We start from the raw sequence: 14245 nt of genomic DNA, 5'->3' as shown, positions 1-14245 counted from the left end.
CAGCCCCGCCCGCGCTGAGTGCCAGATACTTTTTCCTCAAACACGCGCTCGCAGCCGGCCACACTCTGGATTTCTGCGACACCTTAGCAACGTCTGCAGAATCATGACACCAGGCCAAGTATTACGATGGAACAGCGCGATGCTGAGACGCTCGCGCCCGGCTCCATGCCTCTGCCATTGCCCGCGCTCTAACGCGCGATCAGGGCAGCTGTCTCCATGTCCGACGACGCCATGCTGGCTGATGGCACAGTTGGGTTTAGCCATTGTCACGGAACTCTGCATAGAGTGACATGCCGCCATCGATGAACAGTGTCGTGCCTGTGCATACTCCGCCTCATCGGAGGCAAGCCACACGGCCGCGCGCGAGACGTCGTCCCGCTCTCCGATGCGACCCGCGTTCCCCGACAACCAGACCTACTGCGCCGCTGAACCAGACTAAGCTCGGGCGGCGGTCCCCCAGAGGTCTGACATCTCCACCGTCTGAAGCCTGATAGCGGAACGGGGACTGGCCAGCCCCGTTCTGGGTCCACCGCAACGGCTGGCAAGCACCGGCTGCATGTCTGCGGGACACGAAGGAGAAATTTTACGACGGATCACGATCCCACGATCCGCGATGGCCCCCAATTGGGGCATCCATCATAGCAGCGGGTACCGCGTCTCCTGATGTGATCCCCAGCGACTGCGCCAAGCGCTATAATCACTCGCGGCTGGCCTCAGTCGTTGGAATATTGAGCTTGGCTCGCCCGTAAGGAACTAAAGGCTTGTGACGTGGTGAAAACGTTCCGTAGCTGGGTGCGTTGAAGCCGAAGCCGCCGCCTTGAAAGGATATGAACCCACGACCCCCAGTTTTTGCAATGCTTTGCCTTCGAAAACGATATAATAAGGGCTTAGTAGTTCCAACTCACCTTCTACCGCCACTGCCTTCCGGATGAATGCAGGATGGGAAGGGACCGGAGCAGAAGCCGTGGTTTCGCCGCTCGATGGATCCCAAAGCTCAGCGAGTGTGTCTTGCCGAGTTCGAGTAACGGATGCTCACACGCCGAACCAAACAGGGGCTGGCGGCGGCACGAAGGCGCGGCGTGCGGCTGGGCCGTCCGCCCAAGTTGACGCCTGCCCAATTGTCGGACGTCCGTCGCGGGATCGCCACCGGGGCAGCCAAACGGGCCAGATCGCTGCCGAACATGGCATAGCGCCACGGTCGCCTACACGGGCGATCAGCCGTTCTTTGCGCGGATGACCGCGTTCAGAACGGCGCCGCCGCCGCCAATTTTCTGGCATTTCGGACGTCTTCGGCTATACTGACGTCATGAACATGCTCGAAACCATCAGCATCGACGTCTATCCGTGGGCTGCTCCGACCAAGGAACAGCGTGCATGGTTCGATGCGCTTTCGCCCGACGAGAAACGCAAAGCCATCCAGGCCGCCATTGACGAGGGCTTCGATAGCCCCGTCAGTGGAAAGTCGATTGACGACATTATTCGGGAAGCCCGCGCCGAATCTCCGCATGCGTCATAGAATTACACAGCGCGCCGAACGCGACTTGAAAGATATCTATCGCTACACCGTCCAAACTTTCGGTCACGCTCAGGCCGAAAAATACCTGCGCGAACTCGACGCCGTTTTCGAGATTTTGGGCGACTGACCTTGAGACGGCGATGAGCTCATCAGGAGGCTGTGGATGGGCTACACTGAAACAACTCTGTTTGCCTCTCTCCTCGGATAGAGGTGGACGGTCGGGGGAATTTGTGGAGCTGAGGACTGCCTGTCGATTTTCGTTGAGATCTGCCCCAGGATTTGCGCCGAGATTTGTCGATGATAATACTCCGCAGTCCTGGGTCAGCTCTCAGTGCAGATCAACATCGTCATCCTTGACTGCCGGTGGGTGCGACAATCGAACGTCAAGGCTACTCAGTCCAGTCTTCCACCCGTAAGCCGGGTACGCGATCAAATTCTCGGCGATTATTGGTGACCATGATCAGTCCGCGCGAGCGAGCGTGTCCGGCGATCATTTGATCATATGGGCCGATAGGATTGCCATTGCGCGCCAGTTCGGCTCGCAATTGCCCCGTATGGCTGGCTGCTGGTTCATCGTAAGCCAACACCTCGAGGCGCGCCGCGAAGCCCTCCACGACGGGTAGGTTTTTTTCGGGACTGGCTGACTTTTCCGCTCCGTAAATCAGTTCCATGAAACTAATCGAGCTGATGCACAGTTGACCATGGAAACGATTGAACGCCTCGCGCACATGCTGGGGTCGATTCTTGATCGTAAAAATGCAGATGTTGGTGTCCAGCATGTACCTGAGCACTACATTGCCTCGCGTTCTTGCGAAGCAGGCTGTTCACGTTCACTCATGAAGTCAGCTGTCGCCGCCGCTCCTTCAAACCAGCTGTCCCAAACCTCGCCAGCAGGTGCGATGATGCGTGTGCGCCCCACTGCAACAATATCGACCCGCTTTACATCATCAGGCAAAGCGACCGCTTTTGGCAAACGGATTGCCTGACTTCGATTGCTCAGAAATACTGCCCCCTGCTCCATTTGAGTGACTCCGCTCATCATTGGCCGACGATCTAGCTATGATGGTACTCTCCTTGGGATATGTCAATGGGATATACTTCAACGATTTCATCCACAAGCATGGTGCGATCCTTCGCCTTCTCGTGATTGCGGAGGGAACGCAGGTGAAGATACTCAACCAGCTGAGCAAAGTCGCGCTCCGTTTCAAGGTGAGTTCAACGACAATTCAGCGGGCATTGCATGCGTCATGCGAGAATCCGCACTTTTCAGAAACAGCAAGTACTGATGTCGAATAAAGCATCACATTGTTGTTTTGATGACGATAAAACATCAGGTTGAGGAAACGGCAATCTCGTGATATCGTAAACGACATCAAATATGAGAACTGATGCGAAAATAAACATCGATGAGATATGAAACCCAAGAGATCGCGCACCGCCTACGCGAAGCCAGAGAAGCCAAACAGCTCAGCCAACGCGAATTGAGCCGGTTGGCTGGCGTCCCGCAAGCGCAGATTTCGCGGATCGAATCCAACAGCGTTGATCTGCGTCTGTCGAGCCTCGTCGCGATTGCCAGCGCGCTTGATTTGGAGATTGCCCTGGTACCACGCAAGGCAGTGCCTGCGATCAAATCGATTACGCGCCAAACGACGGATCGCACTGTGATCCAACCGCCCGCGATCAGCAAAGAAATGCAGCAGCTGCAAAAGGCAATCCGCACTCTTCAGATTGATGCGCCGACCCTGCCGGAACTGGATGAGCTGCGCAAAGCTACAGCATCACTCCAGCGCTTCCATATCGACACTCAATTTTTGGACAATCTCCGCTCGCTGCGGCACACCATTGAACGCGCCAATATCACAGAGCAGTGGAAGGGCATCTTCGAGGCCGCTAGCAGCATGAAGGCGCTCCGCAACCAGATTGCCCACTTCAAGCCTACAAGCGAACAACGACAAGCCAACCGTCCAGCCTACTCATTAAATGAGGAGGACGACGATGCCTGATGTCTCTGTTCTGAGCGTGCGCCTTTATGGCGAAGAAATCGGCACGATTACCTATGTCGGAGCCGAGAAGACGCTCTTTGCGTTTAACGATGCCTATGTCGCGAACCCAGAAAGACCGACCCTCGGCCTCCAATTCAAAGATAATTTTGGCGAGCTGATCACGGATTTTCGGCCATATAGAACCAAGCTGATGCCCTACTTCTCGAACCTCCTCCCAGAGGGTCATCTGCGCCGCTACCTGGCTGAGAAGGCAGACATCCATATTGACCGCGAGTTCTTCCTCTTGCGGGTGCTTGGGCAGGATCTGCCCGGCGCGATCACCGTCGTTCCAGCGGACGGCGAAGAATGGCCAGACGAGGCGCATAACGTCCTTGAAGGTGAAGCCGCCCAAGAAGCGGCAGACGATGCCATGCGATTTTCATTGGCAGGTGTGCAGCTCAAATTCTCGGCGGTACAAAGTGAAAGCGGCGGCCTGACCATTCCGACAAGCGGCGTCGGCGGCAATCGGATCGTCAAACTCCCCTCTCGCGAGTTTGCCAACGTCCCGGAAAACGAATTCTCGATGATGAGCCTTGCCAGGATGGTCGGGATCAACGTGCCGGCGATCGGGCTGATCGATGTGCGATCGATCGGCAATCTGCCGGATGGGATTGAGAAGATCGGGCAACAGGCCTTCGTCATCGAACGCTTCGATCGCAATGACGATGGCAGCGTCACCCATATCGAGGATTTCGCGCAGGTCTTTAACGTCTATCCCGAGAACAAGTACAAGAGAGCCAGTTACCGCAATCTGATATCGGTGATCGCCTCAGAATCCGATCAGGATGATGTGGCCGAATTCATCCGCCGCCTGACGTTCACTGTCCTAATTGGCAACGGCGACATGCACCTGAAAAACTGGTCGCTCATCTACCCTGATCGCCGAAACGCACGCCTCGCTCCAGCCTATGACTTCGTGTCCACGATCGCGTATATCGCGAACGACAAATCCGCGCTGACCTTCAGCCGGACGAAGGAGTTCGCCGGGTTTACGTTGGACGAGCTGGCGCATCTCTCGGCAAAGGCACACCTGCCCAAGAAACTCGTGCTCGACACAGCCAAGGAAACCGTCGCGCTCTTCATGGCGCGATGGGAGACCGAAAAGGCCAACCTTCCCATGCACCAAGATGTTATCGGGACCATCGACAAGCATCTCACGACTTTGCCGATTGTCACCGGCAAAGAGTGACGGGATGCGGCCTAAGCCGCATCCTCCATTTCACGATGATGGGAAGCCAGAGACATCAGCCAGTTGCTGGCCTCAGAGGCTTTGGAATCTGCGGTGAAAACCGCCTTCTTGTCGGACTTCAGCACGGTCAACCAGTTCTCGATGTACTGGGCGTGATCGAGACGCGGCTCGGGCGCCAGACCAAGATCGCCGCACAGGAAGGCTGCGCCGAGTTCGGCGACAAGCTCTTCCATGGCATAGGCTTCAGTGCCGAATCTCGCAAAAAGATCGCGTGAACGGCGCGCTTTTCGAGCCCGACCAGTGCGTGAGTTCATGACATGGCGTGCCTTAAAATCCTTCGGCGGCGCTTGTGGTGAAAGTGCCAGTGAAGCGGCGGCGCTCGGGCATGCGGATGATATCAGCCGCCGGGACATAGCAGGCTTTATCGCCACCGTCCTCGACGACGGCGCCTGTTGCCTTCACGAAGGCTTCAGCCTGACATCAATGCCTTGAGCCGCCTCCTGATACAGCAACCACTTCTGTTGCCGCATCAGGAGGAGCACTTCACATTAGAGCTTCGGCTCCGGTGCCCGCCTTGCTGTTCAGATGACAAGCAGACCAGTGCCGCGGCGCAATCTCGATCGTGGCTGGAACCTCCACGCGGCAGCGATCCATGACGAACGGGCAGCGGGGATGGAAATGGCAGCCCTTGGGTGGGTTCAGAGGACTTGGCAGTTCTCCTTGAATGGCCTTGAACTGCCTTTTGGTGAGCTCGATGCGCGGGATTTCAGACAGGAGAGCCTGCGTATACGGATGATTTGGTCTCTGAAACACCTCCTCGACCGGTGCCTCTTCAACGATGCGTCCGAGATACATGATGGCGACACGGTCGGAAATATGTTCCACGACACCCAGGTCATGGCTGACGAACAGGTAGGTCAGATCGAGCCTTTCGCGCAATTCCATGAAGAGATTGATCACCTGGGCCTGGATCGAGACATCGAGGGCAGCGACGCTTTCGTCGCAGACGAGGAAATCCGGCTGCACCGCCAGAGCGCGCGCAATGTTGACACGCTGACGCTGTCCACCCGAGAACTGATGCGGATATCGGTTCTTCAGGGCCGGGTCGAAGCCGGCAAACTGGAGGTACCGGTCCACGTAGTCCCGGCGCTCGCCCTTCGGGACCAGCCCGTGCGTGAGAGGCGCCTCCGACACGATATCCTCGATGGTCATGCGCGGGTTGAGTGCAGCCATGGGATTCTGGAAGATCATCTGCGTGGCAAGAGCCGAGGCGCGGCGTTCGCTTGCTCCCAGGGCGCTCCGGTCCCTGCCCTTCCAGACGATCTGTCCCTCGCTTGGATCCAGAATCCCGGCAATGACCCGCCCCAGAGTGGACTTGCCGCAGCCGCTTTCGCCCACCAGGCCGACGACTTCGCCCTTGCGGATGCTCAGGCTGACATCGTCAAGCGCATGAACGGTGGACGGCGGCTTTGCCAGACCCAGCTTGATGGCGATCTTCGCAGCAAGATCCGGCTTGGCTCCAAACCGCCGGGAGACATGCCGGGCCTCGATCAGCGGAGGTGTCGTATCGTCAGTCATCTAAGGCTCCCGCCACAGGATGGAAACAGCGGTAGGCACGCCCGCTATCCCAGGAGATGTCAGGCATGACCGCGCATTCGGCCGTTGCACGAACGCAGCGCGCCCTGAAACTGCATCCCGGCGGCAAGCGGTTGAGTGCAGGCGTGATCCCGGGGATCTGCCGGAGAGGTTGCCCGCGCCTGTTTTGGGACGGCACCGACATGATCAGGCCGCGCGTATAGGGGTGACGGGGGTCGCCCAGCACCTGCGCGATCCCTCCGGTCTCGACCAGCCTGCCCGCGTACATCACGGCGATATCGTCCGCGAGCCGGGACACGATTGCAAGGTCATGGGTAATCCAGATCACCGACGTGTTCGACTGCTCGGTAAGCCGCTGGAACTCCGAAATGATCTGGCTCTGGATCGTCACATCCAGCGCCGTGGTCGGCTCGTCGGCAATGATGAGGTCGGGGCGGTGAAGGATCGCAATGGCGATCGCCACCCGCTGCCGCATGCCACCGGAAAACTCGTGCGGATAGGCCGAGAGGCGCTCCTCGGGGCTCGGGATCCCGACAAGGCCCAGCGCATCCCGGGCGCGCTGTCGCGCGGTTTCCCGCGACACGGAATCATGCGCGAGGACCGCTTCGACGAGCTGCGTTCCAATCGTCAGCACCGGATTGAGCGTCATCATCGGATCCTGGAAGACCATGGCAATGCGCTTGCCGCGCAAGCAGCGCATGCCGCCTTCCGAGAGGCTCGCAAGGTCGACGCCATCAAACAGGATCTGGCCTGACGCGATCCGCCCCGGCTTGTCGAGAAGACGCATGATCGAGAAGCCGGTCACAGATTTTCCCGATCCGGACTCCCCCACGAGACCGAGGACCTTGCCCCTTTCCAGCGAAAAGGAAACACCATTGACGGCAAGCAGGCCGAGACCCTTTCCGAACTCCGTCACCAGGTCGCGAACTTCGAGAAGAGCAGCCATTACGCGTTCCTCGGATTGAGGACATCGCGCAGCCGATCGCCCACCAGATTGATGGAGACGATGGTGACAAGGAGCGCGATCCCCGGGAAGAAACTGATCCAGTAGAGCCCGGTGAGGAGATACTGATAGCCGGTGGAAATCAGCATGCCGAGCGACGGCTCCGTCACCGAAGCGCCAAGACCCAGGAAGGAGAGTGTCGCCTCAAGGCCGATCGCGCGGGCAACCTGCATGGTGGCGATCACGATCACCGGTGCAAGACAGTTGGGAAGAAGATGCCGGAACAGGATGCGCCAGCGCGGCAGGCGGAACGCCTCCGCAGCCTCGATGTATTCCTTCTCGCGCTCCACCAGCGCCGTGGCGCGAACGGTACGGGCATAGGTTGCCCATTCCGCGATGATCAGCGCAATCACCACGTTGAGAACGCCCTTGCCGAGAACTGCAAGCATCATCAAGGCCATCAGAATGGTCGGGAAGGAGAGTTGCAGATCCACCAGCCGCATGATCGCGCTTTCCGCGCGACCGCCGACATAGGCGGCGACCAGCCCGATGGTCGTTCCGATGATCGCCGCGGCGAAAGCGGAGAGCACCCCGACGATCAGAGATGTCCTCAATCCGTAGAGGATGCCGGACAGGATGTCCCGTCCCTGGCTGTCGGTGCCAAGATGATAGGTCAGACCGGAGAAGGATTCCGAGCCGGGCGGCAGGCGGCCGTCCAGAATATCGAGCTGTGTGAGGTCATAGGGATCCTGCGGTGCGATCAGCGGCGCAAACACCGCAAGCAAGACGATCACGGAAAGAAGCACAATCCCGACCATTGCCCCCGGCGATCGGGCAAACAGCCGCAACTGACGTTGCAGGCGACCGGGCTCCAGCGGTGGCGCAGAGTGCTCGGGAAGAGGAAGGTTGGTCATGTCTATGCCTTCGCATCCAGCCGGACGCGAGGGTCCAGCAGTGTGTAGCAGACGTCGATGATGAAATTCAGGCTGACGAAGAGGATCACCATCATCATCAGGTAGGCCACGATGACGGGCCGATCGAGGAGGTTGATGGAGTCGATGATCAGCTTGCCCATGCCCGGCCAGGCAAAGATGCTCTCGGTCACGACCGAGAAAGCAATCAGCGATCCGAACTCGAGCCCGATGATCGTTACCAGCGGAATCATCAGGTTCTTGAGCACGTGCACGAAGATGATCCGACGGTGGGACAGGCCCTTGGCGCGCGCAAACTTGATATAGTCCTGCGGCAGAACTTCCTGGACGCCGGCTCGGGTCAGTCTGAGAATAAGCGAGGTTTTGAACAGAGCCAGGTTGAAGGCCGGCAGAAGGAGATGTGACAGGCCATCCTTTGTCAGGAAGGACCAGTGCACGCCCAGGAATTCTGCAGTCATGCCCCGACCATTGGTCGGAAGCCAGCGCAGCTCGACCGCAAAAACCATGATCAGCATCAGGCCCACCCAGAAGGTCGGCAGCGAAAACCCGAGGATGGAGCCGCTCATGATGAGGCGCGAGGACACGCGGTTGGGATAGAGCCCCGCGTAAAGCCCGAGCGGTAGCCCGACAACGAGCGCGAGCAGCAAGGCAGAAATGGCAAGTTCCAGGGTTGCCGGCAGCCGCTCCAGGATGAGACCCAGCGCTGGCCGCCCGTAGACGAAACTGTCGCCGAAGTCACCCTGCGTCAGCCCCTGGAGAAACAGAAGATATTGTTTCCACAGGGGCTGATCGAGACCGTAGTGAGCGATCACGCGCATCCGCTCCGCCTGATTGGCGTCGGGATTGATCAGGATATCGACCGGATTGCCGATGACGTTGACGCCGATGAAGACGATGATCGTCATCGCCAGAATGACAAAGACCGCTTGTATCAACCGCCGAATGAGGGAAACTGCCATACTGCCTGCTTCTCCTACTTCACGGACAATGAGAGACCATCGCGCTGTGGGTCGGCGGCACCTGCAGATACACCATTTTCAATCTTTATCGCGTGGAGAGCGGCAAACGCATAGGTCTGAGGCGAGCGCGCGACATCGTAGCCCATCTCCTGGAGTTCCTTTTCGACCGAACGCCGGATGCGATTGCAGATATCGACCTTGTTGGAGACGCCAATGACGCGTGGCGCCACGACAGCCTCCAGCACCGACATGTCGAAGTCGATGATGTTCATCAGGCACTGGGCCACCGTCGGCGCGATATAGCTTCCGCCCGGCGCTCCGACCACCACATAGGGCTCTTCACCCTTGAAGACGATCGTTGGCGCAGCAGAGCTTGGCCGCCGCTTGCCAGGGGCAATCGACCCCGGCTTGCCCGGAAACGGATTGAAGCGGCTCATTGTCCCGTTGTACATGAAGCCCAGCCCGTCGGTAATGACGCCGGAAGGACTGCCGAGCGTATGGGTCATCGCAACGGCGTTCCCATATTTGTCGATGACGGACACATGGGTCGTCTCGCGCTGGGACCTGTCGAGACGACGAACCATGGCGCGCTCGCCTGCCATGATGGAATGTGCCTGTTCCGAAGCATAGGCCTTCGACACCAGCGGCTCGAACGGCACATCGACGTACTCCGGATCGCCCATGTGAGCGTCCTTGTCGACCGTCATGCGCTTCATCGCTTCGAACAATATTTTCACATGTTCCGAACCGCTGTGCGTCATGGCGCCGAGATCGAAATTCTCCATGATGTGAAGAAACTCGATCATCGAGAAGCCGGAGCCTGGAGGCGGCGACGTGGCAACCCGGTGCCCCCGGTAATCGCCCCAGATCGGCGCCGTCTTCGAAAGCTGATAGGCGGCAAGATCGTCGCGTGTGATCAACCCGCCATGGGCGGCGAAGTCGTCGGCGATCTGCTCTGCAATCTCTCCCTTGTAGAAGATGTCGGAGCCACCGCTTCTGGCGACCCGCTCTAGCGTGTCGGCCATGTCGGGATTGCGCAGAATTTCCCCGACATCGCGCAGGCGCCCGTCCGGATGGAAATAGACGTCGCGGCCCGTCTGGGAGAACAGGAGCTTGTCCTGCGTATTGGCAAAACCGTCGGACGACTGGTCCTTGCTCCAGTACCAGTGCATGTGGTTGCGGATCATGAAGCCGTTGCGGGCATACTGGATGGCCGGCGCGATAATGTCGGCCCAGTCGAAACTGCCGTAGTCCCGTAGCGCCGTCTCATAGCCTTTCAGCGAACCCGGCGTACAGACGGCCAGGTAGCCGATATCGGAAATATTGCCGTCGAGAATATACCCGAAGCCGTCGCGGCTCTCGCCGACAACCTTGTCCGTCCACATGTCCGGTGTCGCGGAAAGCGGAGCACGGGCATAGAACTCGAGAATGTCGTGAACGCCCTTGGAGGGCATGTAGACATGCATGGAGCCGAAGCCGCCGATGCCCGACATCTGTGGATCGACGACGCCTTGCACAAAGGCACAGGCCAGTGCCGCATCGACGGCATTGCCGCCGCGCTCCAGGACAGCGGCTCCCGCCTCGACAGCTTCAGGCTGTGGCGCAACGATGGTCGCATTCTTCATGCTGCGCGCCTTTCGGACAGGACCTTTGCCAGGAATGCCTTGACGTGACCGAGCACCTTGATGCGGTCGTGGGATACGCCGGCGACCTTGTCGACTGTCACATTGACGCCGGAGGACCGGAACGAGGCTGCCAGAGCGTCAAGTCGTTCCGGTCGCGTCGCACCGGCATCGTTGGCGCCATCCATGTAGTAGGCGCTTCCCGGCTTGTGGGAAATTTCCCATGTTTCGAGGTCCGCGTCTCCGACCACCATGTGCACCGGCACCCTGGCGAGCGCTTCCGCATCGAAAGCCTTGCCGAAGCGCGCCTCGAGGTCGCGGATGCCCACCCACCAGTCGCGGCTCGGATCGAGAAGCGTCACCGATCCGGGCGCTCCGATCGAGGCCGCCCAGAGTTTTTCCGGGTGAAGAATGGCGAAGCGGTGCGCGAAATGACCGCCGCCGGAGAAGCCGAAGATCGCGAATTTCGACCAGTCCTGATCATATTTCGCAGCCATCTCGGCGACCATGGAAAGCACGACCTCATCGTAGCGGATGTCGCCTTCCTGCATGTATTTGTAGCCGGATCGTGCACCGTCCCCGAGGACGTTTACCGGGAAGATCGGACACAGCACGGCGCAATCATGGAAGAGGCCGAATTCCGAGAAACCGTCACGGAAGTCAATGGCCGAAGTGCGCCCGGTTCCGTGGACCGCAACAAGAAGATCGACCTTCCGTCCTTCGGCCGCTGCCGGCGGCACGTAGAGAAGAAGATGAAGTCGCGGATCCGCAGAGGACGCAAAGATTGCCGTCTGTCCGTAGTCATAGATGGCCCGCGCCCGGGCGGCCGCGCCGCTCGTACCGAGTTCCTGCATTCTGGTCTCCTGGAAAAAAGAGAGGGGAAGGCGCCAGCCGCCTTCCCCTGCCACCGTTATTCAGCGGGCTCTACGAAGTAGGCGAGCGTGTACTTGTCACCGCGCGGCGCGTAACGAACAGAGGACTTGGCGCCCAGCACGACGTTCTCGTAGTGCATCGGCAGCAACCAGAGCTTGCCGAAGGTGAGCTCCGACAGTTCCTCGAGCAATGGCCCGCGTTCCGCCTCGTCAAGCGTCGAGCTTGCCTTGGCCAGAACCTCGTCGATCTGAGGATCGGAGATGCCGCCGCCATTGTAACGGCCCGTTCCCTTCTCCTCGTTCCGGGTTGCAACCAGTGCAACCGTCGGATTGGTCGTTTCACCGGTGTTGACGCCCCAGGAGCCGAGGAACATGCTGAAGGCACCTTCCGAATAAGCGTTCGAGTACATCGACCATGGCTGCACTTCGACCTGGGCCTGGATGCCGATCCGGGCCAGCATCTGGCCAACTGCCTGCACCACTTCGCTATCCTTGACGTAGCGACCGGAGGGGCCGTGAACCGTGATCCTAAAACCATCCGGATAGCCGGCCTCGGCAAGAAGCGCCTTGGCAGCCTCCGGATCGTAACCCACCGGTTCGACGGCATCCGAATGGCCCATGTAACCCTCGGCCACGAACTGATCCGCAACCGTGCCGTTCTTCTGCATGACCCGGTCGACGATGGCCGGACGGTTGATGGCCATCAGGATAGCGCGGCGAACGCGCTCGTCCTTCAGCGGGTTGGTGTCGAGCGGAGAGCCGTCTGCCGCCTGTATGAAGGGCGAGACATCCTTGCTGACGTCCATGCCCATGTAGACCAGGCGTGACGACTGACCGTTGATGACCTGCAGGTCATCACTCTCCTCGACGCGGGCCATGCCGTCGGCCGGAAGCGCTTCGACGATTTCGATCTCGTTTGAGAGCAGCGACGCCAACCGCGCACCGTCGTCCGGGAGGAACCGAAGCGTGACATCCGACCAGTGTGAAGGACCCGCAAAATAGTCGTCGTTCCGCTTGAGGACCAGGCGGTCACCCGGGGTGAAGGAAGAAAAGGCGTAAGCACCCGTGCCGATCGCGCATGCGCCGGTGTCGAACTCCTGAACCGAAGCGTCGGCGCAGTCGGAGCTGATGATCCGAACACGGCTGACCGAGTTCAGAAGCAGCGGATCGGGTACGCTGGTTTCGATCACCACCGTCATGGGGTCCTTTGCGGTGACGGCCACGATATTGCGCGTGTAGGAGGCGAAGCCCTGGCTCGGCTTGTCACGCGCCCGCAACAGCGAAGCGACCACGTCTTGCGCGTCAAACGCGCTGCCATCGTGGAACTTCACCCCTTCCCGCAGCTTGAATTCCCAATGGGTGGAATCGATTGCCTTCCACGCCGTGGCCAGTTCAGGCTCGTTGGCCGAGGTGCCCGTGAGATTGATGAGGCTGTCCCAGATGTGCCGAGACGTGGCGTTGTTAGGTGCCGAGCTGTCCTCGTGAGGATCAAGCGTCGTTGGCGTCGTCGACATTCCAATGATCAGCGGCGCGCTTTGCGCCAGGGAGATGGCCGGAATGGCGACGGTGGCAAGCAGCGCAACCGCTGCGGACTTTACGATCATGTTGGTCATGGTCCCTCTCTTGATAGGCTTCAACCTGTCACCGGTCTTTTCGCCGGCTTCTCTGCGGTAGGTTCCGCTTGTCACAGGATTGTTAGAAATCCGTTCGAGGCTGTCAAACACAAATAAGCCATGTTACGCTTGTCGAACCACGCTCAGAAAGCGCGTAAGATACCCTGGCCAGGCCTGCCAACAGCGACAAGAGAGGTTGTATGAGCCTTGTAAAAGAACATATTGTTCAGTCGGTTGATACCGCGATCTCCGTCCTGATGGAGGTTGCCAAGCATCCGGACATCAGGCTGTCTGAAATCGCCCGATCGCTGACCGAAACAAAGCCGCGCATCCTACGAATGTTACGTACACTGGAACACCGTGGAATGGTTCAGAAGAGCCCCAAGGGGGGATTTCGGTTGGGAAACGCCATCCTCGTTCTCGGAACAGCAGCCTCGACCCAGGTCGACCTGGTCAGAATCGCCAGTCCCATCATGGAGGATGTCGGCCAGAAGGTGAACGAAACCGTCCAGCTTCGGATCATCGACAACTCGGAAGCTCTCTGTATCGCCAAGTTCGAGCCCAGCAGAGACCTGAGGGTTCACGCGATGATCGGCCGGAGGCGGCCGCTCCATGCGGGCTCCAGCAAGGTGCTGCTGGCATTTCTCCCACCACAGGTTCAGCAGCAGATGTTTCCAGGCCAGCTGGACCGCTTCACGCCGCGCACGATCACCCATCCGGTGCGGCTGGCAGCGCAACTCCAGACCATCCGCAACGCTGGCTACTGCATCAGCCGTGGCGAAGTGAGTGAGCAACTCGTTTCCGTGGCGGTGCCGGTACTGGCCTTCGATGGGTCGGCGGTCGCTGCACTGAACATTGCCGCTCCCGCCTTCCGCACGCAGGAGAGCGACCTTCAACGTTTTGTGGCGCTGCTTCGCGATGCCAGCAAGCAGATATCGACCGGGCTTGGCTGGTAAGAGAT

16 protein-coding genes are annotated in these 14245 nt (G+C 59.3%); 6 read left to right on the top strand and 10 right to left on the bottom strand.

What is annotated here, in order from left to right:
* Positions 1-1312 precede the first annotated feature (1312 nt).
* Positions 1313-1516, top strand: coding sequence for a hypothetical protein (locus EO99_RS27570; protein ID WP_162179323.1), 204 nt, complete (start codon positions 1313-1315; stop codon positions 1514-1516).
* Positions 1506-1643, top strand: coding sequence for a type II toxin-antitoxin system RelE/ParE family toxin (locus EO99_RS27565; RefSeq protein ID WP_156034878.1), 138 nt, complete (start codon positions 1506-1508; stop codon positions 1641-1643). Before EO99_RS27570 ends, EO99_RS27565 begins: the two co-directional genes overlap by 11 nt.
* A 262-nt stretch (positions 1644-1905) precedes the next feature.
* On the opposite strand, the gene vapC is transcribed toward EO99_RS27565, so the two are convergent.
* Both vapC and vapB read right to left on the bottom strand, forming a co-directional pair.
* Positions 1906-2307: a type II toxin-antitoxin system tRNA(fMet)-specific endonuclease VapC gene (gene vapC, locus EO99_RS0117475; RefSeq protein ID WP_029619897.1), complete on the bottom strand. Its 402-nt coding sequence runs from the start codon at positions 2305-2307 to the stop codon at positions 1906-1908.
* Complete coding sequence (gene vapB / locus EO99_RS0117470) at positions 2307-2537, bottom strand: type II toxin-antitoxin system VapB family antitoxin (protein WP_029619896.1); 231 nt, start codon at positions 2535-2537, stop codon at positions 2307-2309. Before vapB ends, vapC begins: the two co-directional genes overlap by 1 nt.
* 385 nt (positions 2538-2922) lie before the next feature.
* Here vapB and EO99_RS0117460 point away from each other — a divergent pair, with 385 nt between their 5' ends.
* Together EO99_RS0117460 and EO99_RS0117455 are read left to right on the top strand one after the other, a co-directional pair.
* On the top strand, positions 2923-3519 hold the full coding sequence (locus EO99_RS0117460; RefSeq protein WP_029619894.1) for a helix-turn-helix domain-containing protein: 597 nt from the start codon (positions 2923-2925) through the stop codon (positions 3517-3519).
* Complete coding sequence (locus EO99_RS0117455) at positions 3512-4747, top strand: type II toxin-antitoxin system HipA family toxin (protein ID WP_029619893.1); 1236 nt, start codon at positions 3512-3514, stop codon at positions 4745-4747. The genes EO99_RS0117460 and EO99_RS0117455 overlap by 8 nt, the downstream gene beginning before the upstream one ends.
* 11 nt (positions 4748-4758) lie before the next feature.
* On the opposite strand, the gene EO99_RS28495 is transcribed toward EO99_RS0117455, so the two are convergent.
* Positions 4759-4980: a zincin-like metallopeptidase domain-containing protein gene (locus EO99_RS28495; RefSeq protein ID WP_051679936.1), complete on the bottom strand. Its 222-nt coding sequence runs from the start codon at positions 4978-4980 to the stop codon at positions 4759-4761.
* A gap of 67 nt (positions 4981-5047) precedes the next feature.
* On the opposite strand from EO99_RS28495, the gene EO99_RS28780 reads away from it, so the two are divergent.
* A complete protein-coding gene (locus EO99_RS28780) occupies positions 5048-5239 on the top strand; it encodes a hypothetical protein (protein WP_456238898.1) in 192 nt (63 codons plus the stop codon).
* 51 nt (positions 5240-5290) lie between these two features.
* On the opposite strand, the gene EO99_RS0117445 is transcribed toward EO99_RS28780, so the two are convergent.
* From EO99_RS0117445 to EO99_RS0117415, 7 genes are read right to left on the bottom strand one after another with little or no spacing between them, the layout of a single operon-like run.
* On the bottom strand, positions 5291-6325 hold the full coding sequence (locus EO99_RS0117445) for an ABC transporter ATP-binding protein (RefSeq protein WP_029619892.1): 1035 nt from the start codon (positions 6323-6325) through the stop codon (positions 5291-5293).
* Positions 6318-7289, bottom strand: a complete 972-nt coding sequence (locus tag EO99_RS0117440; protein ID WP_029619891.1) for an ABC transporter ATP-binding protein — start codon at positions 7287-7289, stop codon at positions 6318-6320. The genes EO99_RS0117445 and EO99_RS0117440 overlap by 8 nt, the downstream gene beginning before the upstream one ends.
* A complete protein-coding gene (locus EO99_RS0117435; RefSeq protein ID WP_029619890.1) occupies positions 7289-8200 on the bottom strand; it encodes an ABC transporter permease in 912 nt (303 codons plus the stop codon). The genes EO99_RS0117440 and EO99_RS0117435 overlap by 1 nt, the downstream gene beginning before the upstream one ends.
* Positions 8201-8202: 2 nt before the next feature.
* Positions 8203-9177 carry an ABC transporter permease gene (locus EO99_RS0117430; protein ID WP_029619889.1) on the bottom strand — a complete coding sequence of 325 codons (975 nt, stop codon included), beginning with the start codon at positions 9175-9177 and terminating at the stop codon, positions 8203-8205.
* Between the two features lie 14 nt (positions 9178-9191).
* Positions 9192-10802, bottom strand: coding sequence for a gamma-glutamyltransferase (gene ggt / locus EO99_RS0117425; protein ID WP_029619888.1), 1611 nt, complete (start codon positions 10800-10802; stop codon positions 9192-9194).
* Positions 10799-11653: a hydrolase gene (locus tag EO99_RS0117420; RefSeq protein ID WP_029619887.1), complete on the bottom strand. Its 855-nt coding sequence runs from the start codon at positions 11651-11653 to the stop codon at positions 10799-10801. The genes ggt and EO99_RS0117420 overlap by 4 nt, the downstream gene beginning before the upstream one ends.
* A gap of 56 nt (positions 11654-11709) precedes the next feature.
* Positions 11710-13284 carry an ABC transporter substrate-binding protein gene (locus EO99_RS0117415; protein ID WP_029619886.1) on the bottom strand — a complete coding sequence of 525 codons (1575 nt, stop codon included), beginning with the start codon at positions 13282-13284 and terminating at the stop codon, positions 11710-11712.
* A 200-nt stretch (positions 13285-13484) separates the two neighbouring features.
* Here EO99_RS0117415 and EO99_RS0117410 point away from each other — a divergent pair, with 200 nt between their 5' ends.
* Positions 13485-14240, top strand: a complete 756-nt coding sequence (locus EO99_RS0117410) for an IclR family transcriptional regulator (RefSeq protein WP_029619885.1) — start codon at positions 13485-13487, stop codon at positions 14238-14240.
* Positions 14241-14245 lie beyond the last annotated feature (5 nt).

This window comes from Pseudorhizobium marinum, from assembly GCF_000705355.1.
Taxonomy (GTDB): Bacteria; Pseudomonadota; Alphaproteobacteria; order Rhizobiales; family Rhizobiaceae; genus Neorhizobium; species Neorhizobium pelagicum.
This window is presented reverse-complemented; position numbering and strand designations above follow the sequence as displayed.

What these genes read in the sequence shown, in the direction of transcription:
- EO99_RS27570 (WP_162179323.1), top strand. Translation starts at nt 1,313, where the DNA reads ATGCTCGAAACCATCAGCATCGACGTCTATCCGTGGGCTGCTCCGACC.
- EO99_RS27565 (WP_156034878.1), top strand. Translation starts at nt 1,506, where the DNA reads ATGCGTCATAGAATTACACAGCGCGCCGAACGCGACTTGAAAGATATC.
- vapB (WP_029619896.1), bottom strand. Translation starts at nt 2,537, where the DNA reads ATGGAGCAGGGGGCAGTATTTCTGAGCAATCGAAGTCAGGCAATCCGT.
- EO99_RS0117460 (WP_029619894.1), top strand. Translation starts at nt 2,923, where the DNA reads ATGAGATATGAAACCCAAGAGATCGCGCACCGCCTACGCGAAGCCAGA.
- EO99_RS0117455 (WP_029619893.1), top strand. Translation starts at nt 3,512, where the DNA reads ATGCCTGATGTCTCTGTTCTGAGCGTGCGCCTTTATGGCGAAGAAATC.
- EO99_RS28495 (WP_051679936.1), bottom strand. Translation starts at nt 4,980, where the DNA reads ATGGAAGAGCTTGTCGCCGAACTCGGCGCAGCCTTCCTGTGCGGCGAT.
- EO99_RS0117445 (WP_029619892.1), bottom strand. Translation starts at nt 6,325, where the DNA reads ATGACTGACGATACGACACCTCCGCTGATCGAGGCCCGGCATGTCTCC.
- EO99_RS0117440 (WP_029619891.1), bottom strand. Translation starts at nt 7,289, where the DNA reads ATGGCTGCTCTTCTCGAAGTTCGCGACCTGGTGACGGAGTTCGGAAAG.
- EO99_RS0117435 (WP_029619890.1), bottom strand. Translation starts at nt 8,200, where the DNA reads ATGACCAACCTTCCTCTTCCCGAGCACTCTGCGCCACCGCTGGAGCCC.
- EO99_RS0117430 (WP_029619889.1), bottom strand. Translation starts at nt 9,177, where the DNA reads ATGGCAGTTTCCCTCATTCGGCGGTTGATACAAGCGGTCTTTGTCATT.
- ggt (WP_029619888.1), bottom strand. Translation starts at nt 10,802, where the DNA reads ATGAAGAATGCGACCATCGTTGCGCCACAGCCTGAAGCTGTCGAGGCG.
- EO99_RS0117420 (WP_029619887.1), bottom strand. Translation starts at nt 11,653, where the DNA reads ATGCAGGAACTCGGTACGAGCGGCGCGGCCGCCCGGGCGCGGGCCATC.
- EO99_RS0117415 (WP_029619886.1), bottom strand. Translation starts at nt 13,284, where the DNA reads ATGACCAACATGATCGTAAAGTCCGCAGCGGTTGCGCTGCTTGCCACC.
- EO99_RS0117410 (WP_029619885.1), top strand. Translation starts at nt 13,485, where the DNA reads ATGAGCCTTGTAAAAGAACATATTGTTCAGTCGGTTGATACCGCGATC.